The sequence below is a fragment of the Microbacterium sp. ZW3a genome (assembly GCF_057167165.1).
Window position 1 is genome coordinate 575121 of record NZ_CM169903.1, and the last position, 26661, is coordinate 601781.

General features: G+C 70.8%; 24 protein-coding genes, 1 tRNA gene and 1 pseudogene. 12 read left to right on the plus strand and 14 right to left on the minus strand.

Features of this window, described 5'->3' with window-relative positions; translation table 11 throughout:
* Nucleotides 1-70: 70 nt before the first annotated feature.
* Together ligD (ACU6WY_RS02740) and ACU6WY_RS02745 are read right to left on the minus strand one after the other, a co-directional pair.
* Nucleotides 71-1294 carry a non-homologous end-joining DNA ligase gene (gene ligD, locus ACU6WY_RS02740; RefSeq protein ID WP_483820938.1) on the minus strand — a complete coding sequence of 408 codons (1224 nt, stop codon included), beginning with the start codon at nucleotides 1292-1294 and terminating at the stop codon, nucleotides 71-73.
* Nucleotides 1295-1511: 217 nt separating this feature from the next.
* On the minus strand, nucleotides 1512-2390 hold the full coding sequence (locus ACU6WY_RS02745) for a Bax inhibitor-1/YccA family protein (protein WP_292901360.1): 879 nt from the start codon (nucleotides 2388-2390) through the stop codon (nucleotides 1512-1514).
* Between the two features lie 144 nt (nucleotides 2391-2534).
* On the opposite strand from ACU6WY_RS02745, the gene ACU6WY_RS02750 reads away from it, so the two are divergent.
* The 4 genes from ACU6WY_RS02750 to ACU6WY_RS02765 are packed head-to-tail and all read left to right on the plus strand — an operon-like array spanning nucleotide 2535 to nucleotide 6603.
* Nucleotides 2535-3527: a glycerophosphodiester phosphodiesterase family protein gene (locus tag ACU6WY_RS02750; protein ID WP_483820939.1), complete on the plus strand. Its 993-nt coding sequence runs from the start codon at nucleotides 2535-2537 to the stop codon at nucleotides 3525-3527.
* A 51-nt stretch (nucleotides 3528-3578) separates the two neighbouring features.
* Nucleotides 3579-4505 carry an NAD(P)/FAD-dependent oxidoreductase gene (locus ACU6WY_RS02755; RefSeq protein WP_483820940.1) on the plus strand — a complete coding sequence of 309 codons (927 nt, stop codon included), beginning with the start codon at nucleotides 3579-3581 and terminating at the stop codon, nucleotides 4503-4505.
* Nucleotides 4506-4549: 44 nt separating this feature from the next.
* Nucleotides 4550-5527, plus strand: a complete 978-nt coding sequence (locus ACU6WY_RS02760) for an ABC transporter ATP-binding protein (protein WP_483820941.1) — start codon at nucleotides 4550-4552, stop codon at nucleotides 5525-5527.
* Nucleotides 5524-6603, plus strand: coding sequence for an ABC transporter permease (locus tag ACU6WY_RS02765; protein WP_483820942.1), 1080 nt, complete (start codon nucleotides 5524-5526; stop codon nucleotides 6601-6603). Before ACU6WY_RS02760 ends, ACU6WY_RS02765 begins: the two co-directional genes overlap by 4 nt.
* An 84-nt stretch (nucleotides 6604-6687) precedes the next feature.
* Here the strand turns inward: ACU6WY_RS02765 and ACU6WY_RS02770 are convergent.
* The 3 genes and pseudogenes from ACU6WY_RS02770 to ACU6WY_RS02780 form a co-directional block, all read right to left on the minus strand.
* A pseudogene (locus ACU6WY_RS02770) lies at nucleotides 6688-7505 on the minus strand (DUF72 domain-containing protein).
* Nucleotides 7506-7516: 11 nt separating this feature from the next.
* A complete protein-coding gene (locus ACU6WY_RS02775) occupies nucleotides 7517-7720 on the minus strand; it encodes a hypothetical protein (protein WP_483820943.1) in 204 nt (67 codons plus the stop codon).
* Nucleotides 7721-7771: 51 nt separating this feature from the next.
* Complete coding sequence (locus ACU6WY_RS02780) at nucleotides 7772-8773, minus strand: GTP-binding protein (protein ID WP_483820944.1); 1002 nt, start codon at nucleotides 8771-8773, stop codon at nucleotides 7772-7774.
* Nucleotides 8774-8851: 78 nt separating this feature from the next.
* On the opposite strand from ACU6WY_RS02780, the gene ykgO reads away from it, so the two are divergent.
* Nucleotides 8852-8974 (plus strand): type B 50S ribosomal protein L36, encoded by a 123-nt coding sequence (ykgO, locus tag ACU6WY_RS02785; RefSeq protein ID WP_077050572.1) that lies wholly within the window; start codon nucleotides 8852-8854, stop codon nucleotides 8972-8974.
* Between the two features lie 108 nt (nucleotides 8975-9082).
* Here the strand turns inward: ykgO and ACU6WY_RS02790 are convergent.
* Nucleotides 9083-9158: transfer RNA gene (locus ACU6WY_RS02790), tRNA-Met, on the minus strand.
* Between the two features lie 185 nt (nucleotides 9159-9343).
* On the opposite strand from ACU6WY_RS02790, the gene ACU6WY_RS02795 reads away from it, so the two are divergent.
* Entirely contained in the window at nucleotides 9344-9520 is a 177-nt protein-coding gene (locus ACU6WY_RS02795) for a hypothetical protein (protein ID WP_292901379.1), read from the plus strand.
* Nucleotides 9521-9538: 18 nt separating this feature from the next.
* Here the strand turns inward: ACU6WY_RS02795 and ACU6WY_RS02800 are convergent, their stop codons facing one another.
* Genes ACU6WY_RS02800 through ACU6WY_RS02815 form a run of 4 tightly spaced genes read right to left on the minus strand, consistent with a single transcriptional unit; the run spans nucleotide 9539 to nucleotide 12855 of the window.
* A complete protein-coding gene (locus tag ACU6WY_RS02800; protein WP_483820945.1) occupies nucleotides 9539-10708 on the minus strand; it encodes a Mur ligase family protein in 1170 nt (389 codons plus the stop codon).
* 47 nt (nucleotides 10709-10755) lie between these two features.
* Nucleotides 10756-11475: a GntR family transcriptional regulator gene (locus ACU6WY_RS02805; protein ID WP_483820946.1), complete on the minus strand. Its 720-nt coding sequence runs from the start codon at nucleotides 11473-11475 to the stop codon at nucleotides 10756-10758.
* 7 nt (nucleotides 11476-11482) lie between these two features.
* Nucleotides 11483-12391, minus strand: coding sequence for a DMT family transporter (locus tag ACU6WY_RS02810; protein WP_483820947.1), 909 nt, complete (start codon nucleotides 12389-12391; stop codon nucleotides 11483-11485).
* A 26-nt stretch (nucleotides 12392-12417) separates the two neighbouring features.
* Nucleotides 12418-12855 (minus strand): MarR family winged helix-turn-helix transcriptional regulator, encoded by a 438-nt coding sequence (locus ACU6WY_RS02815; protein ID WP_483820948.1) that lies wholly within the window; start codon nucleotides 12853-12855, stop codon nucleotides 12418-12420.
* Between the two features lie 54 nt (nucleotides 12856-12909).
* Here ACU6WY_RS02815 and ACU6WY_RS02820 point away from each other — a divergent pair, with 54 nt between their 5' ends.
* Complete coding sequence (locus tag ACU6WY_RS02820) at nucleotides 12910-13278, plus strand: VOC family protein (protein WP_483820949.1); 369 nt, start codon at nucleotides 12910-12912, stop codon at nucleotides 13276-13278.
* Nucleotides 13279-13359: 81 nt separating this feature from the next.
* The gene (locus tag ACU6WY_RS02825) at nucleotides 13360-14289 is read left to right on the plus strand and encodes a hypothetical protein (RefSeq protein ID WP_483820950.1); all 930 of its coding nucleotides are present in this window, start codon (nucleotides 13360-13362) and stop codon (nucleotides 14287-14289) included.
* 4 nt (nucleotides 14290-14293) lie between these two features.
* Here ACU6WY_RS02825 and ACU6WY_RS02830 read toward each other — a convergent pair whose 3' ends face one another.
* Complete coding sequence (locus tag ACU6WY_RS02830) at nucleotides 14294-14701, minus strand: YccF domain-containing protein (protein WP_483820951.1); 408 nt, start codon at nucleotides 14699-14701, stop codon at nucleotides 14294-14296.
* A gap of 115 nt (nucleotides 14702-14816) precedes the next feature.
* Here ACU6WY_RS02830 and ACU6WY_RS02835 point away from each other — a divergent pair, with 115 nt between their 5' ends.
* From ACU6WY_RS02835 to ACU6WY_RS02845, 3 genes are all read left to right on the plus strand, one after another.
* Nucleotides 14817-18509, plus strand: coding sequence for a lamin tail domain-containing protein (locus ACU6WY_RS02835; RefSeq protein WP_483820952.1), 3693 nt, complete (start codon nucleotides 14817-14819; stop codon nucleotides 18507-18509).
* Nucleotides 18510-18600: 91 nt separating this feature from the next.
* Complete coding sequence (locus tag ACU6WY_RS02840; RefSeq protein WP_483820953.1) at nucleotides 18601-21036, plus strand: ATP-dependent helicase; 2436 nt, start codon at nucleotides 18601-18603, stop codon at nucleotides 21034-21036.
* A gap of 49 nt (nucleotides 21037-21085) precedes the next feature.
* Entirely contained in the window at nucleotides 21086-22138 is a 1053-nt protein-coding gene (locus tag ACU6WY_RS02845; RefSeq protein ID WP_483820954.1) for an SseB family protein, read from the plus strand.
* Between the two features lie 394 nt (nucleotides 22139-22532).
* Here ACU6WY_RS02845 and ACU6WY_RS02850 read toward each other — a convergent pair whose 3' ends face one another.
* Nucleotides 22533-23159: a DUF1684 domain-containing protein gene (locus tag ACU6WY_RS02850; RefSeq protein ID WP_483820955.1), complete on the minus strand. Its 627-nt coding sequence runs from the start codon at nucleotides 23157-23159 to the stop codon at nucleotides 22533-22535.
* Between the two features lie 123 nt (nucleotides 23160-23282).
* Between ACU6WY_RS02850 and ligD (ACU6WY_RS02855) the strand changes: the two genes are divergently transcribed.
* Nucleotides 23283-24308: a non-homologous end-joining DNA ligase gene (gene ligD / locus ACU6WY_RS02855; protein WP_483820956.1), complete on the plus strand. Its 1026-nt coding sequence runs from the start codon at nucleotides 23283-23285 to the stop codon at nucleotides 24306-24308.
* Between the two features lie 109 nt (nucleotides 24309-24417).
* Here the strand turns inward: ligD (ACU6WY_RS02855) and ACU6WY_RS02860 are convergent, their stop codons facing one another.
* Together ACU6WY_RS02860 and ACU6WY_RS02865 are read right to left on the minus strand one after the other, a co-directional pair.
* Nucleotides 24418-25461, minus strand: coding sequence for an ATP-dependent DNA ligase (locus ACU6WY_RS02860; RefSeq protein ID WP_483820957.1), 1044 nt, complete (start codon nucleotides 25459-25461; stop codon nucleotides 24418-24420).
* A 3-nt stretch (nucleotides 25462-25464) separates the two neighbouring features.
* Entirely contained in the window at nucleotides 25465-26646 is a 1182-nt protein-coding gene (locus ACU6WY_RS02865) for an AI-2E family transporter (RefSeq protein ID WP_483820958.1), read from the minus strand.
* Nucleotides 26647-26661: the final 15 nt, after the last annotated feature.

Consider the following 26661-nt stretch of genomic DNA (forward strand, 5'->3'; position numbering starts at 1 on the left):
GAGTGTCCAAGACACGCCGCTGGCCCGGCAGCCGGAACGGCGTGTCTTGGACACTCGACGTGGTCGAGGGTCAGGCTCGGCCCGCCCACGGGTCGTAGTCGGCGATCAGGGGCTCCTGCGGTGGGCGGGTGGCATCCGGGACGTGCTGGAGGTTCACCCGCACGCGGTACCAGAGCGAACTCGATCCGCGCATGCCGTCGATCAGCACATCGGCGGGGTGGAGGGCGGCGGCGGCCTCCGGATGCCGCGACCTCCAGGTCTCGAGGGCGTCGAGGGCCTCGGGTTTCGTCTTCGTCCGGGCGACCTCGATGAGCGGCATCGCCGAGGCTCGACGACCCGACCCGTCGGAACCGCGCGGCGGCTTCTCGGCCGGCCCCATTCGCGCGGCGAGGTCGAGCAGGCCGGCGAGCGAACCGGCAGCGTCATCGATGCCCTCGTGCGGGTCGCCGACCGCGGCGAGACGCTCAGGCACGGTGAGTACCGTGAACTCCTCAGGGCGGCGTTCGCGCACCTCGTCCCACGTCAGCGGCGTCGACACCCGCGCGTCCGGCAGGGGCCGGATCGAATAGGCGGATGCCACGGTGCGGTCCTTCGCGTTCTGATTGAAGTCCACGAACACGCTCTCGCCGCGCTCCTCCTTCCACCAGCGGGCTGTCGCGAGGCCCGGGGCGCGATGCTCGACCTCGCGGGCGAGGGTCTCGGCCGCGAGCCGCACGTCGGCGTACTCCCACTCGGGTCGGAGCCGCACCAGGATGTGCAGCCCCCGCGAGCCCGACGTCTTCGGCCATCCGACGAGCCCGTGGTCGTCCAGCACGTCGCGGGCGACGAAGGCCGTGTCCACGATCTGCGCCCAGTCCACGCCCGGCATCGGGTCGAGGTCGATGCGCAGTTCGTCGGGGTGGTCGAGGTCGTCGGCCCGCACCGGGTGCGGGTTGAGGTCGAGGCATCCGAGGTTCACGATCCACACCAGGCCCGCGGCATCCCGGATCACCGTCTCCTTGGCCGAGGTCCCCGAGGCGTAGTGCAGGGTGGCGGTGTCGATGAAGTCGGGGTGGTTCTCGGGCACGCGCTTCTGGAAGAAGGGCTCCTTCTCGAGTCCTCTGGCGAAGCGCTTGAGCACCATCGGGCGTCCGGCGGCGCCGCGCAGCGCCCCGTCGGCTACGGCGAGGTAGTAGCGCACCAGGTCGAGCTTGGTGAGGCCCGGCTCGGGGAACACCACGCGGTCGGGGCTCGTGACCACGACCGCGTGACCGTCGACGTCGAGGGTCACCGGGGGCGTCTTGGTGGGGCTCATGCGGCGAGGCTAGCCCCGCCGTGCCCGGTGGTGGTGCCCCTTGCGTGGCGCCGGGTCGGTGCCGCCCGCGCGTTGAGTGTCCAAGACACGCCGGATGCCGACTCCGCGTAGCGGCGTGTCTTGGACACTCGTGTGGTGGGGCGCGGGGCGCGGGACGCGCGCGGCAACGACGAAGGGCCGCCCCGAAACGGGACGGCCCTTCGTGCGAGACGGTGCGTCAGTTGTTGCCGCGCAGGATCGCGAGGATGCGCAGGATCTCGACGTACAGCCACACGACGGTGACCATGATGCCGAAGGCGCCGACCCAGCCGTAGACGCGCGGGGCGCCGTTGCGGACGCCGCGCTGGATCTGGTCGAAGTCGAGCACCAGCGAGTAAGCGGCCATGATGACCACGAAGACGCCGATGATGACACCGAGCGGGATGCCGAAGATCTCGATGGAGCTGCGGAGGCCGAACGCGCCACCGGCGAGGGGCACGTTGAAGAGCATCAGGCCGAGGTTCACGAGGCTGAACACGAGGTAGCCGACCATCGCGATCATGAAGATCTTGGTGGCGCGCTTGGAGGCGCGGATCTTGCCGCTCGCGAAGAGGGCGAGAGTCACACCGACGACCGAGAGGGTCGCGAGGGTGGCCTGCACCACGATGCCCGGGTAGAGGAACTCGAAGAACGACGAGATACCGCCGACGAAGAGACCCTCGAAGGCCGCGTAAGCGATGAAGACGGGGACGGACGGCTTCTTCTTGAAGATCGCGACCATCGCAAGCACGAAGCCGCCGAGGCCACCGATGATCATCGGCAGGGCGTTGGGGCTGGGGTTGGCGACCGTGACCGTGCTCATCGTCCAGATCCAGCCGACGACGGCGGTGACGACGAGGATGGCGAACAGGCCGATCGTCTTGAAGACGGTGTCTTCGACCGTCATGCGGTCGGTCTGCACCGCGCCCGCCGACGGGGCTGCGTACATGCCCTCGATGTTGGCGGTCTCAGCCGCCGCGGCTGCGGTGTTCGCCGGGGGAGGGCTGTAACGGGTCTGGGCGCCGGCACGAGGGTCCTGGAACGCCGGGGTGTTGAAGGCCGGGTTGTTGAGGGCCACAGGGACTCACACTCCAAAAACTGGTGATCACAGCACCGTGCTGTCAGACAACACTAGCCGAGGAGGCCGCGAGAATCCTTGTGCCGACTGGGATTCTGCTATGAGCGATCCGCTCGCGAACGGCCCCGTGGATAGCCTGGGCGAGTGCCCCTGAACCGCCCCCTGATCATCGGTCATCGCGGTGCTCCCGGGTACCTGCCCGAGCATTCGCGGTCGTCCTACGCGCGGGCCATCGCTGACGGAGTGGATGCCGTCGAACCCGACGTCGTGCCGACGAAAGACGGCGTGCTCGTCGTGCGGCACGAGAACGAGATCGGCACGACGACCGACGTCGCGACCCGCGCCGAATTCTCCTCCCGGCGCACCACCAAGACGGTCGACGGCGAGCGCCTGACGGGGTGGTTCACCGAAGATTTCACCGCGGCCGAACTCGTCTCGCTGCGCTGCCGAGAGCGGATCCCCGCACTGAGACCCGCGAGTGCCGCCCACGACGACACCGAGCCGGTGCTCCTGCTGCGCGATGTGCTCGACCTCGCGCGCGCGGGCGGGGTCGGCGTCGTGCTCGAGATCAAGCACGCGGCGGCGTTCGCCCGTCTCGGGTTCGACATGGCCGAGCTGGTCGACGCCGAGTTGCGCGCGGCGGGGTGGGGGGATGCCGAGGGCCTGGTCATCGAGTCGTTCGAGCCCCTCGTGCTCGCGCGGCTGCGGGAGCGTGGCATCCGGGTTCCTCTCGTGCAGTTGATCGAGCACGAGGGGGCGCCCTGGGACCTGCGCGCGCGGGACGGGGCCGACGCGGCGTCGTACGCGTCGATGCTGACCCGCGCGGGGCTGGACGATCTGGCCCAGCAGGTCGACGGCATCAGCCCCGATAAGCGTCTGATTCTCGACCCCGATCGTCTCGGCCGCGCCCGGGGGCCGGCGCCCTTCGTCGCCGACGCACGGGATCGAGGATTGCGCGTGTTCACCTGGACCTGCCGCCCCGAGAACGCCTTTCTGCTCCCGGAGTTTCGCCTGCCCGGGGGGAAGGCGGCGTTCGGCGACTGGCGGCAGGAGTGGTCGGTGCTGCGCGACGCGCAGCTCGACGGGGTGTTCGTCGACCATTCCGACCTGGGCGTGGAGTTCTTCGCCGGGACGTGACCGGGCGCAACCCCGAGCGGTGCGGCGGGGCGGCGCGCGAGGATGGCATCCATGACGGTGCATGTGACGGTGGTCGGCGGCGGAATCTCGGGGCTCGCGTGCGCGCGGGCGGTGCGGGATGCCGGAAAGTCGGTGCGCGTGCTCGATCGCGGCCGAGGCCCCGGCGGGCGGCTGTCGAGTCGCACGATCGAGGGGCGGGCCGTCGATCTGGGTGCGTCGTACGTCGTTGCCGACGACGGGGAGTTCGGGCGCGTGGTCGCCGACTGGGAGCGCCGCGGACTCGCCCGGCGCTGGACTGACACGTTCTCGGCGATCGACGTCGACGGGTCGGTGACGCGCAAGACGGGGCCGCTCCGGTGGGCGGCTCCGCGAGGCTTCCGCTCCCTCGCCCTCGATCTGGCCGTGGGACTCGATGTCGTGTCCGAGCGCGCCGTCGCGCACGTGGCGCCGTTCCGCGTCGACGGGGAGGACGCCGGTGAAGTGGTGCTGGCCATGCCCGGCCCCCAGGCCGCGCGCCTCGTCGGCGAGACTCCCGGCGGTGCCCAGGAGTGGGAGCCCGTGATCGCCGTCGTGCTGCGCTGGGACGACCGGCGGTGGGATGCCGACCTGCACGGGGCGTTCGTCAACGACGACCCCGATATCGCCTTCATCGCCGACGACGGCGACCGCCGCGGCGACGGCGCTCCGGTGCTGGTCGTGCACACCACGGGCGAGCGTGCGCGTCGTCACCTCGACGACCCGGATGCCGCGATCGCACCGGTGATCGCCGCGACGCGTCGGGTGCTCGGCGTCGCGGAGGAGCCGTCCTCGGCGCACGCTCATCGCTGGACGTTCGCGCGTCCGACGCGCACGATGGGCCAGCCCTTCCTGCGCACGCCGGGGCTGTCGATGTGCGGCGACGCGTGGGGCGAATCGGCGGCCGTGCGGACGGCCTGGACCTCGGGCGACGCACTCGGCCGCGCGCTCGCGGCATCCTGACCTTCGCCCTGGACATGTCGGCGGTCCCCCGTAGGGTGGGTCGTATGGACGTGGGGGACGTGGGGATCCAGGCGACCGGGGTTCGGCGCTCGTTCGGCGCCGTGGCAGCCGTGCAAGACGTGAGTTTCCGGGCTGCACCGGGGCGAGTGACGGGGCTCGTGGGCCCGAACGGATCGGGCAAGACGACGCTGCTGCTCATGCTCGCGTCGCTGCTGCAGCCCGATGCGGGCGACATGCGCATCGGCGGGGTCGACCCGGTCACCGACCCGGCGGCGGCGCGACGGCTTCTGGGGTGGATGCCAGACTCCCTGGGCGCGTGGCCCAGCCTCACCGCGCGCGAGGTTCTCGTCGCCACCGCCCAGCTCTACGATCTGCCGCGCGCCGCAGCGCGGACCCGCGCCGATGAGCTGCTCGACCTCGTCGACCTCGCCGCGCTCGCCGGGTCGCCGGCCCGGGTGCTCTCGCGCGGACAGAAGCAGCGCCTCGCGTTGGCGCGAGCGCTCGTGCACGACCCGCGGGTGCTGCTGCTCGACGAGCCGGCGTCGGGTCTCGACCCGCAGGCGCGGATCGCGCTGCGCGTGTTGCTCCGCCGGCTCGCCGGCGAGGGCCGCACGATCCTGATCTCGAGCCACGTGCTGTCCGAACTCGAAGAGGTCGTCGACGACGCGGTCTTCATGGTCGACGGGCGTACCGTCGGCGCGGAGCGCGTGGCCGCCGCCGCCACGCGCGCGAGGGCCTGGCGAGTGCGTCTGCTGACCGACGCGTCGCGGGGGATCGACGACGACCGCGCCGCCGTCGCGGCAGCGCTCGGGCGGAGCGTCGACGAGGTCGGCACCGACCGTCGCGATCTGCTCGTGCCGTTCACCGACGACGCGGGCGCGGTCGCGGGCTTGCGCTCGCTCATCGGCGCCGGAGTCCCCGTGGTGGAGTTCGCCCCGGCCGTGGGCGATCTCGAGCACGCCTTCCTCGATCTGCGCGACCACCGTGCCGATACGACGACCGACGAGGGGAGCCGCGCATGAGCCTCCACCGCCTCCGCACGATCATCGGTATCGAGCTGCGCCAGCGGGTGCGCTCGGTCGGCTGGTACGTGCTGCTCGGCATCTTCGCCGTGATCCTCCTCGGCGTGATGGTGCTGTCGTTCGCGGCGTTCGCGCTCACCACCGGTGGCAACCAGTGGTTCTTCTCGCTCGTCATCATGCTGGTGCTGCTCCTGGTGCTGCTGGTCTCACCGACCCTGAGCGGAAGCGCCGTCAACGGCGACCGGGATGCCGCGACGCTTGCGCCCGTGCAGGTGACGCAGGTCACGACCTCGGAGATCATCCTCGGCAAGTTCCTCGCCGCGTGGATCTCGGGGCTGGCGTTCCTCGTCGTCGCCCTCCCGTTCCTCGTCGTGGCGACCATTGCCGGTGAACTGAATGCCGCGGTGATCGCCTCGTCGCTCGGCATCCTGGTTCTCGAGGTCGGGATCGTTGCGGCGATCGGTGTGGGATTCAGCGCGGTCGTGGCACGTCCGATCTTCTCGGTCGCCGGCACCTACCTGGTCGTGGCGGCGCTCACGGTGGGGACGCTGATCGCGTTCGGGCTCGGCGGCGCGGCGCTTCGCTCCGAGCAGACGGTCACCACGCGCGACGTCGACTGGGACTCGGTGCCCACCGGGTGCGACCCGTACCTCGAAGGGGGATCGGCCGAGTGCCCCTCGCTGAGCGAGATCGGGTGCACCACCTCGACGTACACGAGTGAGGTTCCCCGTTTCGACCGCGTTTGGTGGGTGCTCGCGGCGAACCCGTTCGTCATTCTGGCCGACGCCACCCCGCCGACGTATGACCCGTACGGAAACCCGACCGACCTGTTCTCGCAGATCGCGTATGGCGTGCGCATCGCCCAACTCCCGCCCGATCTCGAGCCCGTGTACGACAGCTGCGGCGGCACATCGCTCTCCGATGAATCCCCGGAAGACCGGGTCGCCGGCACGGTGCCGAGCTGGTTCGTCGGTCTGTTCGCGCAGCTGCTCGTGGCCGGTGGACTGCTCGCGTGGGGCATCTCGCGGACGCGGACGCCGGCGCGTCGACTGCCCCCGGGCACGCGCATCGCCTGACCGCGCGGGGCGGGGAGGGCGCGGCGGCGATGGCGCGGCGGGGCGCCTGACGGTGCGGGGCGCTCGTCGTCGCGGCTCGCGCGGTCAGCGCAGTCGTTCGGCCAGCGCGATCGCGTCGTGCGGGGCGCGCCCGCGCGCGTCGTTGTCGAAGTAGACGAACACCTCGCGAGGACGCCCTGGTCGGTCGGTCTCGGAGTGCCAGCCCCGGATGCGATCGGCCCAGGCGTCGAGCTCGGCTTCGGTGTAGCCGCTGGCGTAGAGCTCCGTCGAGCCGTGGAGCCGGACGTACACGTGGTCGGCGGTCACCGCGTCGAAGGCGGGCCAGCGGCCGGCGGTGTCGCGTCAACCAGGGCGACGTCGTGCTCGCGCAGGATCTCCGCGGCGCGCGGGTCGCCGAATGTCGAAGACCGCGGTTCGAGGGCGTAGCGCAGGGGAACGTCGGCCTCGATCTCGAGCCACGACCGGCCGTCGAGTCGGGCATCGTGTGCGCGGGCGAGATCGAGCGCCTCACCCGTCGTGCGCGGGAGGCGGCGAAGAAAAGCGCCGAGAACATCGGGGTCGAACTCCACCCGCTCGGGGAGCTGCCACAGGATCGGTCCGAGCGTCGGGCCGAGCGCGAGGACACCCGAGGCGAAGAAGTTCGCCACGGCTGCGTCGGTGTTCCGGAGCCGCAGCATGTGCGTGACGTACCGCGACCCCTTCACCGCGAAGACGAAGCCCTCCGGCACCTCCGAGCGCCAGCGCTGATAGCTCTCGGGGCGCTGGAGCGAGTAGAAGGAGCCGTTGAGCTCCACGCTCGGCATCCGCTCGGCGAGGTACGACAGCTCTTTCCGCTGGACGAGTCCGTGCGGGTAGAAGTCGCCTCGCCAGCGCGGATACCGCCACCCGGAGGTGCCGATCATCGTGCTCGTGGTCAGGCGTGTCCCTCGCTGGCGGGGAAGTTCGGACCGGTGGGGTGATCGGCGTCGACGTCGTCGCCGGTGTGGTCGTCGAGGTCGACGTTCTCTTCCGACTCGGCGGCGTCTTCGCGAACGTCGTCGGTGACGGCGTCGGTGGGCGCTCCGCTGTCGGCGTGCGCGTCGTCGGAGTGGCGGGTGGGGAGATCAGGGGTGCTCATGCAGGCCACGGTGCCCCATTCGTCGCGGCGCGGCGAGCGGCTTGACAGGTGTCAGTCGGTGGCATCCGGGATCGCGGACTCGGCGGCCGGCCAGGCGGGGAGTGGATCCTCGAACCGCGCCCACGCCTCTGGGCCGGCGGCGAGTTCGTCGTCGGTCAGCGCAGCCAGGTCGAGCACGTGCCGCAGCTTCGGCGCCGAGAGGTCGAGGCCGGTGAACGCGATCTCTTGCCCGAGGCCCATACGCCCGTCATCGGTGCCGATCGGTTCGATCCACATTGCCGACCCGACGTGCTCCCAGCGGGCCAGGATGCCAGGACGCGAGGCGACGCGGCAGAATCCGGCCGAGCGCACGAGGCGTCCGGCCGCGCCGTCGTCCAGGCGATCGAGCGCCGTCTGCAGACGAGCAGGGTGGAAGGGACGCACCTGGTCGTACCGCAGCGTGCGCACGCGGTTGTCGCGCATGTACGGATCGTGCTCGTTGTTGAGCGCGCGCACCCACCCCGCGCGTTCGAGCAGCTCGCTCTCGTCGGGCCGGGGCTCGGCGGCGTGCAGATCGGCGCGCGGGTCGCGCGAGAGTCGGAGCGTCGCGCCGGGGTTGAGGTGCGACGCGAGGGCCATCTGCACCGCGAGTGCCGCCGTGGGCACCTGTTCCCAGTTCACCCACACGATGCGCGTCGCGAGCTCCAGCGCGAGAGCTGCCTGACGCGCGCGAGCGCCAACGTCGCCGCGGGCGTCCCCCGGAGACGGGGATGCCACCAGTGGCGCGTCGTCGAGCAGGTCGCCGATCATGTGCCGGGCGTCGACCACGCACACGGCCTCGACCTGGACGCCGCCCCGCGCGACGATCGCGTGGATGAGGTCGACATCGGTGCCGAGGTCGACGACCGCGGGCTCATCGACCGCGCGGGTCCGAGGCTCCGGGAGAGCGTGCGCGGCGCGCAGGTCGCGGGAGCGCAGCAGGTGCAGCGGTCGGCCGAGGGTGGCGGCGGTGCGCTCGGCGTAGGCCCGGCGTTCGGGCGCGCACACGCCCATCGTGACGATCGTCGTGTCCATGGCATCCACCCCTCGTTTGTCTCTGGCCGTGCAACACCCTACCTTGTTATTGAGAACCGTTATCAACAAAAGGATGCCATGAAGGTCCGCAACTCGCTAAAGTCCCTCAAGAACCAGCCCGGTGCGCAGGTGGTGCGCCGACGCGGGCGGGTGTTCGTGATCAACAAGCTGAACCCGCGGTGGAAGGGGCGGCAGGGGTGACGGGAGCAGCGGTGCGGGAATGGCTCGCGCGTGATCAGGGCATGGCTGCGCCGCAGGCCGCGTGCCCTTTTGTGAGCAGCCGGGACACGGGTCTCGCGCGCCGTGACGTGGACGCGACGGCGGGAGTCGAACCCGCCACGCCTTCGGTTATGAGCCGAGGCCCGGGACCGCCCGGATCGCCGCGATGTGCCCTCACGCTAACCGCGGGCCGGTCGCAGCGCACCCCACGTTGCGGGAAGTAACTCTTCATTTCTCTCCGTGTCACCCGCGGGTCGAGCGTTCGAACGAGTTTTCCGTGGGCTCTTGCGATGCCTGCCGCCACGGGCGTTGAATCAGCGGTGACGTGCAGTCGCGATATGAGGGGGCATCATGACCAGCAACGCATCCGAATACGACCCGGACGGTGGCTACGATCCGGACGGTGGTTACGACCCGGACGGTGGATACGACCCGGATGGCGGGTATGACCCGGACGGTGGATACGACCCGGATGGCGGGTATGACCCGGACGGCGGGTATGACCCCGACGGTGGGTACGTCATCTAAGCAGGGAGCGCCTCTTCTTTAGGAGAGCGCTCGCCTGAGGATCTCCCGATCGTCGTGCGGCACCTTTCCGGTGGCCACGATTTGGGTGGTCTCGTCGCCTTTCCCGGCGACGAGCACGAGGTCGCCCGGTTGCGCCATCTGGAGCGCCGCGTGAATGGCATCCATTCTCGACGGTATTTCGATGGCATCCGGAATTCCCGCGCGGACTTCGGCGCGAATGCGATCCGGCGGTTCCCGTCGCGGGTTGTCGTCGGTCAACACGACGACGTCGGCGAGTTCGGCGGCGATCGACCCCATGTGCGCGCGCTTGCCGCGATCCCGCTCGCCGCCGGCGCCGAACACGAGAATGACCCGGCCTGTGGTGCGTGAGCGGACCGCGCGAAGCGCGACCCTCAGGGCGCCGGGGTTGTGGGCGGTGTCGACCATCGCCGTCACTCCGTCTTTCTCGGCGATGAGCTGAAGCCGCCCGGGCGGAGGCTCGACGTGGGCGAGCGCGTCGGCGACGGCCGCGGGTTCGCCGCCGGCCCCGATCACGGCGGCCGCCGCGAGGAGCAGGTTGGTCACCGCCACCGCATGCACGGTGGGAAGCGAGATGCGGTGCGCCGCGCCTTCGATGCGCAGCGTTCCGACGAGGCGCCCGGCCTCTTCGCTGACGCGCTCGGTGCACACATCACCCCCGTCGCCCACGACGATCAACCGGATTCCTCGACGGTTCACCGCCTCGCGAACCAGGTCTCCCTGCGCGGAGTCGGCGGCGATGATCGCGAGCCCGTCAGGCTGGAGGTACTCCCGGAAGAGTCGGAGTTTGGCGTTCCAGTACCCCTCGACGCTGCGGTGCACGTCGATGTGGTCGCGCTCGAGTCCCGTCGAGACGGCCGTGTCGACAGAGACCCGGTCGAACAACCCGTCGGCCAGAATGCCCACGAACGCCTCGATCGAGAGCGCCTGCGCACCCGCCCGCGCCTGCGCGTCGATCAGCTCGGGCAGGTAGTCGGGGGATCGGCGAACCCTGCTCTCGCGAAGAGTGCCGTCGACCTCCGTCACCCCGGTCGAGTCGTACCCCGCTACCCGCCAGCCGATGCGTCTCATCAGCTGCTGCGTTGCGGTGGCGACGCTGGTCTTTCCGTTCGTCCCGGTCACCGCGGAGATGATGGGCCGCCCGATCGGCGGTTGGATACGGAATGTCATGGAGCCCCCCCAGGTCTGACTGACCGCCATCATTCCACCGCCGCCGCTCACGGCGCGCGACGCCCCTCCAGAATCGCCCGCGTCGAATGATCGAGATGTGCCCGCACCGCCCGTTCGGGATCGGTGAGCGCCGCCTCGATGTAGGCCCGGTGCTCGGCGTCGAGCTCGCCGGCGCCGTAGGCGGGCCGCACCTGCGTGAGCAGGAGGTGCATCTCGGAGTCGAGGCGGCGGTACTCCTCGGCAATGCGCGGTGACTCGGCGGCATCCACGAGTGCGAGATGCACGCGGGCGTGCGCCTCGAGGGTGGCGGGCCAGTCTCCCGAGGCCTCGGCCGCGGCGAGGGCATCGAGCGCGTCATCGACATCGGGGGGATGGATGCCACGGTCGCGGACGATCCGCAGCGCCTCGGTCTCGAGGGCACAGCGCAACTGCTGCAGGGCGAGGAGCGCGGCATCGTCGAGGAGCGCGACGCGCACGCCGCGGTACGGCTCCGCGGTCACGAGACGTTCGGCCGTGAGGCGTGCGAGAGCCGTGCGGGCGGTATGGCGGGACACCCCGTGGGCGGCGCTCAGCTCCTCCTCGCGCAGGGGCGTTCCGGGTGCGAGATCGCCCGACAGGATGCCGGCGCGCACCGCGTCGGCGACCGTGTCGGCCGCGCGAGGACCGGGCGTGCCGCCGGGGCGCGGTTTCGCCGCATCCGCCGCGCGCGGGCCGGGCGTTGCTGACCTCGCGCCGCGAGACGCGGGGGGCAGTGCCGGCGGGAGCATCGACGGATCACGCCGCGGCCGTGGCATCCGGAGCCCCCTCGCGCCGACGCGACGGAGCCGACACCACGGCGAGCCCCACCGCGATGAGAGCGAGGCCGACGGCGCCCACGGCCGTGAGCTGCTCGTGCAGGACGAACAGGCCGAGGAGGGTCGCGCCCAGGGGTTCGGCGAGCGTCAGGGTCGAGACCGTGACGGCCGACAGGCGCGCGAGGCCCCAGCCGAACAGCAGGTACGCCACGGCCGTGGTCACGACCCCGAGCCACAGGGCCAGCGCCATACCGTTCGGGGTGACGAGCCACGACGTTCCGGCGAGGAACAGCACGGGGAGGCTCGCGATCGCGGCGACACCGAACACGGTGCCCATGACGCTCGTGGAGTTCCACCCCCTTTCGATCAGCGCCTTGCCGCACACCGTATAGAGGGCGTACGACATTCCGGCGCCCGCCGAGGCGAGAAGTCCCCCGGGGCCGAGGGCGACCGAGCCACCCGTCACGCCCGACACCAGCACGACGCCGGCCAGGGCGATGGCGGTGGCGAGCATCCACCGGCCCGACGGCAGGCGGCGCGAGCGGATGGCATCCACGATTCCCGTCGCGATCGGCGCCGAACCGAGCGCGACGACCGTGCCGATGGCCACGCCGTTCTCGCGCGTTCCGAGGAAGAAGAGGGGCTGATACGCGAGTACGCCGAGGGCGCCGATGGCGATGAGCAGCGCCGTCGACCTGCTCGGTGCGAGCGGACGCGGTCGGTCGGGGCGTGCGCGCATCAGGGCGATCAGGCCCAGGATGCCGCCGCCCACGACGATCCGCGCGGCCCCGACGGCCACCGGCGAGGCGTCGACGCCGGCGAGTGCTTGTGCTGTGCCGGTCGTGGCGAAGCACAACGCTGCGGCAAGGACCGCGAGAGCGGGAAGCATGGATGGATTGTTACACAATCCGCGGATCACTCGCGGAGCGACCGCACCATCGATCGCAGGGCGTGCAGGGCGGCGGCCTGTTCGTCGTCGCTCATTCCGCGCAGCATCCGCCGCTCGACCCCGCGCACTGCGGCGCTGGCCCCTGCCAGGCTGCTCCGCCCCTTCGCGGTCAAGCGGGCGGGGAGTGCTTTGCCTGCGGGGGCGGTGTCGGCTCGTTCGACGACGCCGTCACGCTCCAGCGACTGGAGGAGGACGTTCATCGACTGCCGGGTGACGAAAGCGCCCCGCGCCAGGTCGGAGTTCGAGGAGCCCGGACGCTGCGCCAGCAGCTCGAGGCACGAGTAGTGCGTGATCGTCATGCCCAGGGGGCGCAGCACCTCCTCCATTGCCGCGCGCAGGGCGCTGGAAGCCTCCTTGAGGAGGTACCCGAGCGACGAGTCCAAGTCGATGCCCTCTTGCGTCATGTCAGTATTCTGACATACGCTTCATGTCAGATAACTGACACACAAGGAGCTCTCATGCCCGTCACCGGACCCGACTTCATCTCCCTCCAGGTGCGCGACCTCGATGCCGCGCGTGCGTTCTACGAGAAGCACCTCGGACTCGTGCGCTCGCCGGCGGGCCCGCCGCACGCCGTCGTCTTCGATACCGCGCCGATCGCGTTCGCTCTGCGCACCCTCGCCCCCGGGACCGACCTCGACGCCGCCGAACAGCCCGGTGTCGGCGTCGCGCTCTGGCTGCACGCCACCGACGTCCAGGCGATTCACGACGCGCTCGTCGCCGACGGGGCCCGCATTGTCATGCCCCCGATCGACGGCCCCTTCGGTCGCACCTTCACGTTCGCTGACCCCGATGGCTATCACGTGACGCTCCACGACCGGGTGTGAACGCGGCCGCGGGGTGCCGGGCCGCCACGCTCGATGGGGGGGCAGTCCGGCACGGCCAGGTGTCGCCGGTAACGTAGGCGCATGGCAACGACGGCGAGGCGAGGCATCCTGGCCGCCGCCCTCGCCGCGGGCCTGGTCGTGATCGGCGTGGTGCTGGCACTGCTGGTCGATCCGTTCACGCGCGCGCCCCGGCAGGTCGACGCGCTCACCGAGTGGTCGGCGCGCATCCTGCTCGCCCTCGGGGTGACCTGGGTCGTGATCGGGATGCTGGCCGCGCGGACGCGCCTGGTGCGCCGTCCCGGCGCCGCGGCGGCGCGAGCAACCTGGATCGCCTCGACGCGGCCCTGGCGCGCGCGCGAGTCGAGTCTCGGCGTGCTGCCCCTGGATCGCTGGCTCATGATCATCGTGCCCGGCGGTCTGCTCGTTGCGACGCGCATCACTCAGGCGCCACCCCAAGCGCTCTGGAGCGTCGCGGTGGCGGTCGCCGGCTGGCTCGTCTTCGCGTTCGCGGTGCGCGTGCTGCTCGGCGGGCGCTCGCCGTGGCCGATCATCGCCGCGGTGGGCGGAGCGATCGTGCTGCGCTGCGTCGTGTCGCTTCTCGCGGTCGCGCTCTCGGGCCCCGACGGAATCTGGGACGAGTTCTGGCCGCTGGTCGCCGTCCGCGTGCTCTATCTCGCGGTCTCGTTCGCCCTCATCGTCTGGGTCTTCGTCGTCGCGGGCTGGTCGCTGGCCGCGCAGCTCGGCGCACGCCGTGCGTCGGGGGTCGCCCTGGCGGGCATGGGGGCAGCGTTCGCCCTCCCCTCCGCGGGCATCGCCGTCGTCGGCACGGGGGGAGCGTTGCGCACCTGGAACGACCAGATCGGCGTGCTGCCCTGGGATCTCGCGCGTATGACGGGTCCGCGCGACGAGGGTCTCCCCGTCGAGCTCGTGATCACCGCCGCGGTGATCGGAACGATCGTCGCGGTGATCGGCATCCTGCTCGCCCTTCCTGCGCGACGATCCGCCCGCTGACGCGTCAGCCGGTGAGCGTGCGGTCGAACGGGCCGCCGCGTCGGATGTCGCGCACCTCTTTACCGAGCGGCATGAGCGACACCGGCACGAGCTTGAAGTTCGCGATTCCGAGCGGGATGCCGATGATCGTGATGCACAGCACGAGCCCGGTGATGATGTGCTCGAGGGCGAGCCACCACCCGGCGAGGATCACCCAGACGACGTTGCCGAGGAACGACCCCACGCCCGCGGTCGGCTTCGCCACGATCTCGCGGCCGAAGGGCCATAGGGCGTACAGGCCGATGCGGAACGAGGCGATGCCCCACGGAATGGTGACGATCAGGATGCACAGCACGACACCCACCGCCAGGTAGCTGAGGAACAGCCAGAAACCCGACAGCACGAGCCAGAGGACGTTGAGGATGAGGCGCATACGTCGATTCTCTCGCGTTCGGCTCCACGACTGTTCACCCCTAGGAAACCGGCACGGCCGACCGTGGTCACCCGCGCGTGGTCCAGTGGCGGGACCCGATTTCCCGAGGAGTGTCATGTCGACCCTGCGTCGTGCCCTCGCGGCCGCGGCAGCGAGCGCCGTGTGCGCCGCCACCGTCGTCGCTCTGCCGTTCCCGTCCGTGGCAGCCGAGCCTGCGGGCGTCCGGATCAACGAAGTCGAATCCAGCGGGGGAACCCCCGGCGACTGGGTGGAATTCGTCAACACGTCGTCGTCGTCGGTGTCGTTGGCCGGGTTCACCTTCAAGGATGACGACGACACGCACGCGTTCGTCTTCGGTCCCGACGCGACGATCCCCGCCGGGGGCGTGTACGTCATCGACGAGAAGGGCGGCGTCGGCAACTTCGGGTTCGGGCTCGGCGGCAAGGACTCCGCGCGCCTGTTCGACTCGAACGGTCAGCTCGTGGACTCGCGCTCCTGGACGGCGCACGCGGCGACCACGTACGGGTTCCAGCCGGGCGGCTCGCCGGACTGGACCGTCACGGCGGAGCCCACGAAGGGCACGGGCAACGTCTTCGGCGGATCGACCCCCACCCCGACTCCGACTCCCAGCGCGACACCCTCGCCCACGCCGACCCCCACCCCGACCACCGCGCCCGGCGCCGGCGTCGTCGTCAACGAGATCGTCTACGACGCCGTCTCGGGCGTGCCCTCGGACAGCATCGAGCTCTTCAACGCCGGTGCCTCTCCGGTCGACATCGGCGGCTGGAAGGTGAGTGACGACAAGCGCAGCGAGGTCGGCACGATTGCCGCCGGAACGGTTCTGGCGCCGGGGGCCTTCCTCGTGCTCGTCAACGGCACGGACTTCCCGTTCGGTCTCGGCAAGGGCGACGAGGTCGTGCTCTTCGACAACGCCGGTGCAGTCGTCGACTCCTACGCGTACGTCAACACCGCGCCGCTGGCCACGTGGGCTCGCTGCCCCGACGGCACCGGCGCGTGGGCACCGGCGACCGTCGTCACTCTCGGTGCGGCGAACGTCTGCGCCGCCCCCTCCGTCCCCGGGAGCGTCCGTCTGAACGAGGTCGACTCGCAGCCGGCCGACTGGGTCGAGCTCTACAACCCGGGGTCCACCGCGTTCGACCTCACCGGATACGAGCTCCGTGACAACTCCGACGACCACCGCTGGACGTTCCTCCCCGGCACGACGCTGCCCGCCGGAGGCTTCCTCGTCGTGGACGAGGCGACCGAGGGCCTGGTGGGCGGGGTGCGCGCGGCCTTCCGCGACCCGATCGGGATCGGCAGCGCCGACCGCATCCGCCTCTTCGACGCAGCCGGAACGCTCGTCGACGACACGCTGCCCTGGCAGGGGCACGCGGCGATCGAGGGGGACACGGCGGCGGCGACGCTCGCCCGTTGCCCCGATGGGCTCGGAGACTTCGTGCTGGCGCGTCCCACGCCCGGTGCGGCCAACGACTGCGTGCTGCCCGACGTCGTGATCAACGAGGTCGAGTCCAACGGCGACGCCACGGACTGGGTCGAGATCGTGAACCGGGGGTCTGCACCTCTCGACATCTCGGGCTGGATCCTGCTCGACAACGATCCGATCGGTCACGCCGCAGACGTCACCCCCGTGGCGGCCGGCACGGTCGTGGCCCCAGGCGGGCGATTCGTGTTCGACGGTGGCATCCACTTCTCGTTCGGTCTCGGCGGCGCCGATACCGCCACGATCCGCTCGGCCTCGGGCATCACCGTCGCGGAGTACTCGTGGACCGCTCACGCTCAGGGCGTCTACGCGCGCTGCGCCGACGGCGTCGGTGAGCTGCGCGATGTCGCTCTGTCGACGAAGAACGCGTCGAACGCCTGCGGAAACCCGGTGCGCATCAACGAGGTCGAGTCCGACGGCGGATCGCCGGACGACTGGATCGAGTTGGTGAACCCGACCGGTTCGCCCGTGGATGCCACGGGTCTGGTGCTCAAGGACGACGACGACACGCACGTCTACACGCTGCCCGCCGGCTCCACCCTTCCCGCGCGCGGCCACCTCGTGGTGGAGCGTGTCGACCTCGGCTTCGGGCTCGGCGGCGCGGACTCCGTGCGCCTGTTCGAGGGCGAGACGCTCCTCGATTCCACGACGTGGACCGCCCACGCGGCGGCCACCTGGGGTCGGTGCCCCGACTCCACGGGCGTGTTCGGCCCCACCTTCACCTCGACCAAGGGCGCGGCCAACGTGTGCGAGGCCCCCGCGGTCGCGTGGCCGGGTGTGTCGGAGGCCCGCGTGGTCGATACGGCCCCCACGTTCCTGTCGGACAGCTCGGGCCTCGACAGTGAGATCACGGCTGACGGGACGTTCTTGTGGGCCGTCGACAACGGCACGGGCACGTTCTGGAAGCTCCGGATCGTCGCGGACGGCTCGGCCACCCCGGTCACCGGCTGGGAGAACGGCAAGCGTGCGCGTTTCCCGAAGGACGCGAGCAACGCCGGTGCCGCGGGGCCCGATGCCGAGGGCATCACCGTCGCCGGAGACGGCTTCGTCTACCTGGCCACCGAGCGCGACAACAGCGCGAAGGGCGTGAACCGCAACACGGTGCTGAAGGTCGACCCGACCGCACCCGGGCCGGACGTCGTCGCGAACCAGGAGTGGGACCTCACCGCCTCTCTCCCCGCCGTGGCGGCGAACGTCGGGCTGGAGGCGGTCGAGTGGATCGCCGACACCGACCTGCGGACGACACTGATCGACCAGAACACGGGTGCCCTCTACGACCCGGCCCGCTACCCCGGCCACGGCGCAGGGCTCTTCTTCACCGCCGTGGAAGACAACGGGCACGTGTACGCCTTCGCGTTGAACGCCGACGGAACACACGCGCTCGTCGCCGAGATCGCCTCCGGGCTCCCGGCGGCCATGGCGCTGGACTGGGATAGCGCGCTCGGCGTGCTGTGGGCCATGTGCGATGACGGATGCCACGGCGACGGCGCCCAGGTGACCCTCAACGGCACGGTCACGCCGGATGTCGTCCGCATCTCGCGGCCGACGGGGCTGCCCGACACCAACAACGAGGGCTTCGCCACGCTGCCGGTGGCTCTCGGCGGCGCGTCCACGCGGCCGGCCTGGTGGTTCACCGACGGGCTCTCCGTGGGCGCGCTGCGAGTGGGTGGGCTGCCGACGGTCGCCGGGCCCGTTGACCCGACGCCTACGCCGACGCCTACGCCGACGCCGACGCCGACCGCTACGCCGACGCCGACCGCTACGCCGACGCCGACTGCGACGCCGACGCCGACTGCGACGCCGACGCCGACTGCGAGCCCGACGCCGATCTCGAGCCCGACGCCGACTGCATCGCCGACGCCGACGGCAGGCGGCACCGTTCAGCCGCTGCCCGGTGACCAGTTGACCGGTGCCAACCGCGGCCCCGTCCGCGCCCCCGGCTCCGCGGTCGCTGGCTCGCCGATCTCCGTCGTGGTGGATGCCGATCGCGCCGGCCAGCGCGTGCAGGTCTGGCTGTACTCGACCCCGACGCTTCTGGCCGAGCCCACAGTCGACGCCCAGGGGCGCGTCGCGGTCACTCTCCCGGCCGGCGTCACGGGTTCCCACCGCATCGCGGTGTATGCCCTCGACGGCACGCTGGTCGGATGGGCTCCGGTGGAGATCAGCGCGTCGTCTGCGACGGCTCCCGGTTCGGCTCTGGCGTCGACCGGTGGAACGATCGCGACCGGCGCCGTGGTGGCCGGTGGCATCCTGCTGCTGGCCGGCCTCGTGGTGATGATCGCGCGCCGTCGTCGCACGGTCGGCTGATCCTCGATCCCTGCGGCGCCGTCCCCCGCGGGCGGCGCCGCACGGCCGAGTGACCCACCGTGTCAGAGGCCCCGCCTAGACTTGGGGCGCCATGACCGACGCCTCCCTGCCCCTCATCGTCGGCGCTCCCGCGCCCTCGCACGCCCGACCCGACGCCGACCTCCTCGAGGGGCTGAACGGGCCGCAACGCGAGGCCGTCATCTATCGCGGCCAGGCGCTTCTCATCGTCGCGGGCGCCGGCTCGGGCAAGACCAGCGTGCTGACGCGACGCATCGCTTCGCTCCTGCGCACGCAGGAGGCGTACCCGAGCCAGATCCTGGCGATCACGTTCACCAACAAGGCCGCCGGCGAGATGCGCGAGCGCGTGCACCAGCTCATCGGTCAGCGCGCCGACGGCATGTGGATCTCGACCTTCCACTCCGCCTGCGTCCGTATCCTGCGACGCGAGGCCGAGCAGTTCGGCTTCACGAAGGCCTTCACGATCTACGACTCCGGTGACTCGCGCGCCCTGATCAAGCGCCTGGTCAAAGAGCACGAGGGCGACGCGTTCGGCCTTACCCCCGCGGGCACCCAGAGCCGCATCTCGAAGCTCAAGAACGAGCTGGCGGATGCCGAGTCGTATGCGCGGCAGGCCAACACGAGCGACCCGGCCGAGCGCGTGTTCATCGAGATCTTCTCGGCGTATCAGCGCGAGCTGCAGCGCGCGAACGCGTTCGACTTCGACGACCTCATCGCCCAGACGGTCTACCTGTTCCGGGCGTTCCCGAAGGTGGCCGACGTCTACCGCAAGCGGTTCCGCCACATCCTGGTCGACGAGTACCAAGACACCAACCACGCGCAGTACGCGCTCATCCACGAGCTGACTCGCGCTCCCGGGAGCGACGCCGAGCCGATGTCGGCGGGCGGCGGCATGATGATCTTCGAGGCCGAACCGGCCGCCGAGAGCGCGGGGTCGCTCACCGTGGTCGGTGACTCCGACCAGTCGATCTACGCGTTCCGCGGGGCCGACATTCGCAACATCAGCGAGTTCGAGCGCGACTACCCGGGTGCCAAGGTCGTGCTGCTCGAGCAGAACTACCGGTCGACGCAGAACATCCTGTCGGCCGCCAACGCCGTGATCGCGAACAACTTCGACCGCAAAGACAAGAAGCTGTGGACCGACGTCGGCGCGGGCGACCCGATCATCGGCTTTACCGGCTACTCGCAGCACGACGAGGCGCAGTTCGTCGCCGACGAAATCGAGGCGCTGCACCGGAAGGGCGTCGACTACGCCCAGATGGCGGTCTTCTACCGCACCAACTCGCAGTCGCGTGCGCTGGAAGAGATCTTCATTCGTTCGGCGGTGCCCTACAAGATCATGGGCGGCACCAAGTTCTACGAGCGCGCCGAGATCAAGGACGCCCTCGCCTACCTCGTCGCCGTCGCGAACCCCGCCGACGAGATGGCGCTCCGCCGCATCCTGAATCGGCCGCGGCGCGGCATCGGCGATGTCACCGAGACCGCGATCGCGCGCTACGCCACCGACCACGGCATCACCTTCCGTGACGCGCTCGCCAACTCGCCGCAGCTGGGCGTCGGCCCGAAGCTGCAGAAGGCGATCGATCACCTCGACGCCGTGCTGAGCGAGGCGACGGCGCTGATGCTCCCGGCATCCGGAGAGCTCGCCCCCTCGACCTCCGTCAGCGAAGGGCTCACCCTGCTGCTGAACAAGAGCGGCTACTTTGACGCCCTTCGCGCCAGCCGCGACCCGCAAGACGAGGCGCGCCTCGAGAACCTCGACGAACTCGTCGCCGTCACGCGCGAGTTCGCGCGCAACAACCCCGACGGCACGGTCATCGACTTCCTCACCGAGGTCACCCTCGTGGCCGACGCCGACGACCTCGACGACGCGTCGGGATCGGTGTCTCTCATGACGCTGCACACCGCCAAGGGTCTCGAGTACGACGCGGTGTTCCTCACCGGCGTCGAGGAAGACCTGCTGCCGCACCGCATCTCGGCAGGCGAACCCGGCGGGCCGCAAGAGGAGCGACGCCTGTTCTACGTGGGCATCACGCGCGCGCGCAAGCGCCTGCACGTGTCGCTCGCCATGACCCGTGCCCAGTTCGGCGAGGTCACCGTCGCCATGCCGAGCCGGTTCCTGCAAGAGATCCCGGCCGATCTCATCGACTGGCGCCAGTCGCCCGGCGACGTCAATGGGCGGGGAGGCACCCAGTCGCGAGCGCTCAACGCGCGCGGTCGCCGGCCCGGGCAGAGCAGTGGGGGCAACCGGTACGGCGACGACCTCGTGCCGCTCCCCCAGCGCGCGCCCGCCGACCCGAGCAAGTTCCCCAACCGCATCCCCGCCAAGGTGCGCGACAACGGCGACCTGGAGCTGGCCGCTGGCGACCGCATCCGTCACGACGACTTCGGCGAAGGACGCGTGGATGCCATCACGGGCGAGGGCGCGAAGCGCGTCGCCCACGTGCGCTTCGACACCGTCGGGGCCAAGAAGCTCCTCGTGAAGATCGCGCCCATCGCCAAGCTGTGAGCCACGGGCGACACGCCGAAGGAACACCGCGCCCGGATAGGGTCGAACAATGGCACTTTTCTCGCGCCGCAAGAAGTCCGATTCCGATGACGTATCGACCGAGCGCCCCGAGGGCATGATCGAGCCGGGCGAGCAGCCCGTCGACCCTGCGGGGCCGGATGACGCCAACGCGCCCGTGCCGAACGTCACCATCTCGACCTCGTCGTTCCGCGGCGTCGGGGCCGGTCCTGCCGCGGAACCCGCGGCATCCACCCCGCCGGTGGCGGCACGTCCCTCGGTTCGGCAGCCCGGCCCGATGGAGGCGCCCGAAGGCCTCGAGTCGATCCCCGGCCTGCGCGACAACGCCCTCTTGGCCATTGCCCTCGCCGAGATCGAAGGCCAGCCTCAGCCCGAGCAGCTGCTGAACATCGCGCGCCAGCTGCTGCAGGGGCACGTCTTCCTGCGAGTCAAGGGCGACGCCCGCGCGCTCATGGCCGAGGGCAAAGACCTCCCTCTCGCGATCGCGACGCGCGGCACCGAGCAGCTCGTGCTCGCCTACAGCAGTGGGCAGGCGCTGACGAAGAGTGTGGAGGCCGACGGCGACCGCGACACCTCGGCCATGGGCCAGCCGGTCATGGCGCTTCTGCGGCACGTGCTCGGCGGCCCCTACGTCGGCATCGTGCTCGACCAGGCGTCGGGCGACAAGCGCGCGGTGATGCCCTCCGCTCTGCTGGAGCGCATGGTCTCCGAGGCCGACCCCGAACTCCGCATCAAGACCGCCCTCACCGAGAAGCGCAGTGAGACCACGGCATCCACGATCGTCGAGGCGATCCTCGCCGACGTTCCGCTGTGGATCGCCGTCAACCGCACCGAAGATGGCGGGCCCGTCGGCGTCGCCGAGTCGCGGTCGGCCACGGGTGAGCGCTTCCTCGAGGTGTTCTCGCACCCGCTCGAGCTGCTCGCGCTCGGCCGCGGCGACCAGCCCGTGCCGTTGAAGAAGGAGCAGCTCGCGAAGGCGCTCGCCGGCGACGCCGGGATCACCGGCCTGCTCGTCGACCCCGCGGGCCCGTGGATCCGCGTGTCGCGCGACGAGCTGGCGGGGCTGATCGCGCTCGCCGAGTAGGCGGCGGCGGACTCGGCCGGCGAATGAGCCGGCTGGGGTCGGTGTGGCGGGTCGCTCAGCGTGTCGTTTCGTGTGCCGAACTCCGGAGTTTTCGGCCCCGGGTCGCGCATTCGGGGCTGTTTGAGGTTGGATCGACGGGTTTCTCCGGAGTTCGGCGCGCCCCGCTGGTCCCGGGGCGACGCGTCGGGCGTGGGGCGCGGCTCCGAAAGTGGCCCGCGGTCTCTGTGGTTCTGTGTGCCAAACTCCGGAGTTTTCGGTATCGAGCAGGGCTGTCGCGCTGTTCCGTAGCCAGTACGGCGGATTTCTCCGGAGTTTCGCACGCGCAGCCGTGCGGTGGGGGCGCAGCGGCGCGTCTGCGGCCGTGCGGTGGCGGCGGCGCCGGGGTGCCCCCGAACTACACCCCGTACAGCTCGCCGACCGGAACCGCGACCGGCAGCACGTTGCCGGCCGGGGCCAGGGGGCACGCCCACGCGGGGTCGTAGGCGCACGACGGGTTGTAGGCGAAGTTGAAGTCGAGCACGAGCGAGTCGGGTGCGGAGCCCGGGCCGAGGTCGGCGCCCTTGATCGTGTCGAGCAGGTAGCGGCCGCCGCCGTAGGTGCCGCCGGGGCGTCCGGCCGACGCGTCGCGCACGGGAATGAACAGGCCGCCCCCGTACGACGTGAGTCGCCACACGTCGAGGGAGCCGGTGTCGGGAAGTTCGACGCGGCCGATGCGCTCGAAGCCGACTTCGCCGTCGGTGCCGGTGGTCGCGACGAACGACGCCTCGTCCGCATCGAGCAGGGGCACCTCGAACCGCCACGCCGCGTCGTACGGCGCGAGGGGCAGCCCCTCGAACACCGCACGCTGTTCGGGCAGCAGGGGAGTGGCCGGGTGATCAGCGAACAGCGCGTCGCGCTCGATGCGCCAGAGCTCGTGCGCGTCTTCGGGGTCATCGGCCTGACGGACCGCGTCGTAGAGGGCGAACACGCGGCGGCGCCAGTCGGCGATGTCGAGGGCGGTGCGGGCTGCGGCGGTGGTCATGAGTCGAGCCTAGACACGGCCGCCGGCCGCGGGCCGGGGCTGGCGCCGCCGCGGATGAGATGCCACCGAGGCCCCGCACCGCAACGGGCAGACACAGTAGGCCTCCGGCGGTAACGTCGCCCCATGGCATCCCCGCGCATCACGCTGACCGTGCCCGGCCCCGACGGCGATCGTGAGATCGGCGTGTCTAACCCCGACCGCGTGCTGTGGCCCGAGGTGGGGATCACCAAGCGTGAGCTGGCCGAGTACTTCATCGCCGTGGCCGGGCCGTTCCTCGCGGCGAACGGCAACCGGCCGGTGTCGCTCGAGCGGTTCCCCGACGGGGTCGGCGGCGAGAGCTTCTTCTCGAAGAACCCGCCGAAGGGGGCACCCTCGTTCGTCGAGGCGGTGACCGTGACGTACAACAGCGGGCGGCGGCATCCACAGCTCGTCCTCACCGAGATCGGGTCGGCGGTCTGGGCCGCGCAGATGAACACGGTGGTCTTCCACCCGTGGGCGTCGCTCGCGAGCGACCCCGATCATCCCGTCGAGTTGCGCATCGACCTCGACCCGCAGCCGGGCACGGGGTTCGCCGAGGCCGTGACCGCCGCGCACGCCCTACGCGACGTGCTCCGTGAGGCGGGCCTCGAGCCCTGGATCAAGACGAGCGGCAACCGCGGGCTGCACGTGTTCTGCCCCATCGAGCCGACGCATGAGTTCCTCGACGTGCGGCACGCGGTGATCGCCGCCGGGCGTGAGTTGGAACGACGGATGCCGGATGCCGTGACGACCAACTGGTGGAAGGAAGAGCGCGGTCAGCGCATCTTCGTCGACTTCAACCAGGCCAACCGCGACCGCACCATGGCGGGGGCGTACTCGCCGCGAGCGCTTCCGACCGCGACCGTGTCGACCCCGGTCACGTGGGAGGAACTCCACGACGTCGACCCGCTCGCGTTCACCGTTCGCAGTGTGCCGGAGCGTCTGGCCTCCCTCGGCGACCCGTGGGCGGAGTTCGCCGCCGCGCCCGGACGCATCGACACGCTGCTGGAGTGGTGGCAGCGTGACCTCGACGACGGCCTCGGGGAGCTGCCGTTCCCGCCCGAGTTCCCCAAGATGCCGGGGGAGCCGCCGCGCGTGCAGCCGTCGCGGGCGAAGAACACGGCGGAGTAGCACGGCGCGGGGAGGCCTCGGCGGGGGAGTGGCGGCGGGGCTGTGACGCTGCGGCCCGGCAAGGGGCGGTGCGCCGTGCGGCGGGGCGGCGGAGCCGGCCCGCCCGCCGTCAGTCCAGGACGTCGCCCAGGTCGTAGGCGCCGACGGTCTCGAGCTGCTCGAACGTGCAGGAGCGCGCGTCGCGGTCGGGCCGCCAGCGCTCGAACTGCACGGTGTGCCGGAACCTCATGCCCTCGAGCTGGTCGTACCGCACCTCGAGCACCCGCTCGGGACGCAGCCGCACGAACGAGACATCTTTGGACGCCGAGAACCTCGAGCGGTCGGTCTCGCCGACGACTGCGTCTCCGTCGGCATCCCTCTCGACCAGTGGGGCGAGTTCGTCGATGAGTTCGAGGCGGCGCTTGTCGGTCCAGGCTGACACCCCGCCGACGCCGTGCAGCTGCCCCTCGTCGTCGTAGAGGCCGACGAGGAGGGAGCCGACCCCCTGCCCCGACTTGTGGATGCGATAGCCGAGCGCCAGCACGTCGGCGGTGCGCGCGTGCTTGATCTTGAACATGGTGCGTCTGCCCGGGGCGTAGGGCTGCGCGAGCGGCTTGGCGACGACGCCGTCAAGCCCCGCGCCCTCGAACTCGGCCAGCCAGCGGCGCGCGAGATCGGGGTCGTCGGTGGTGCGCGTGACGTGCACGGGGTGCGGCACCGAGGCGAGCAGATCGACCAGTTGCGCTCGACGTTCGGCGAAGGGCTCGCCCTGCAGATCGCGGTCGCCGCGGGCGAGCAGGTCGAACGCGATGAACATGGCCGGGGTCTGCTCCGACAGGAGTGTCACCCGGGATGCCGCGGGGTGGATGCGCTGCGACAAGGCCTCCCAGTCGAGGCGCTGTGCCCCGGCGTCGCCGCGCGCGACGACCACCTCACCGTCGATCAGGCACGGTTCGGGGAGGAGCCGCGCGAAGGCCTCGACGAGCTCGGGAAAGTAGCGCGTGAGCGGCTTCGCGCCGCGACTGCCGATCTCGACGTCGGTGCCATCGAACGACACCAGCGCCCGGAAGCCGTCCCACTTCGGCTCGTACGACAGCCCACCCTCGACCTTTCCGGGCTCGGGGACCGCGGGAACGGATTTCGCCAGCATCGGCGCGGGGATGTCGTACGCCATGGATCAGTCGGTGCTCTCGTGTCCGGAGAGCGGCACGGGGGCCGACCGCTTCTTGCGGCGCGCCCACCTCGCGGGCTCATCGGGGCCGTTCCACACCGAGACGATGCCCCACGCCACCGCGGTGAGTGGCACGGCGAGAAGAGTGCCCAGGATGCCACCGATCGCGGTGCCACCGGCGAGGACCACCAGCACGACGAACGAGTGCAGCTGCATCGACCGGCCCATGAGTACGGGCTGGAGGAAGTTGCCCTCGAGCTGGTTCACGAGCACGACGATGCCGACGACGATGAGGGCAACGACCCATCCGTTCGTCACGAGGGCCACGAGAGCGGCCAGGATGCCGGCGACCACCGCACCCACGATGGGGATGAACGCCAGCAGGAAGACGAGCACCGCGAGCGGGAGGGCGAGGGGCACCTGGAGGATCGCGAGACCCACGCCGATCCCGATCGCATCGACCGCCGCCACCGAAGCCGTGCCGCGAACGTAGGAACCGAGCACCGTCACCGTCTTGTCGCCGATACGGCGGGCGCGGTCGTAGTCGCTCCCACGGAAGGGACGCAGGACGAATTCCCACATGCTCGGGCCGTCCTTCAGGAAGAAGAACAGGATGACGACCATGAGCACGAATCCGGTGACGAACGAGGCGACGGCGCTGACGCCGGCGAGCGCTCCCGTGCCGAACTGCGCGCTCGTGACGAAGTCGCCGATGCCCTGCAGGGCGGAGTTGACCTGATCGGACGAGATCGCGAACGGCAGCGTGTGATACCAGTCCTGCGCCTGCTGGAAGCCCTCGACCGCCTGGGAGACCAGGTAGTCCCACTGGTCGATGACGGCGTTGACGACGAGCCACCCCAAGCCACCCAGCACGGCGACCACGGCGAGCAGCGTCAACAGCGTCGCGATGACAGCCGGCACGCCCTTATGGCGCATCCACATGGTCACCGGGCCGAACGCCGACGCGAAGATCAGCGCCAGGATCAGCGGGATGATGACGAGCGTCACCTGCTGAATGCCCCAGATGAGCCCGCCGACGAGCAGCACCACGACGATGATCTGCACGGCGCGGACGGCCAGCTTGCCGAACCCGTCGGACCACAGGCTGTGCGGCGGCGACTGCTCGGTCTGGGTGATCGCCGACGCCACGGCGTCTCGATGCGCGGGGCGGCGGGAGAACAGGCTCATGCGACGACGGTACCG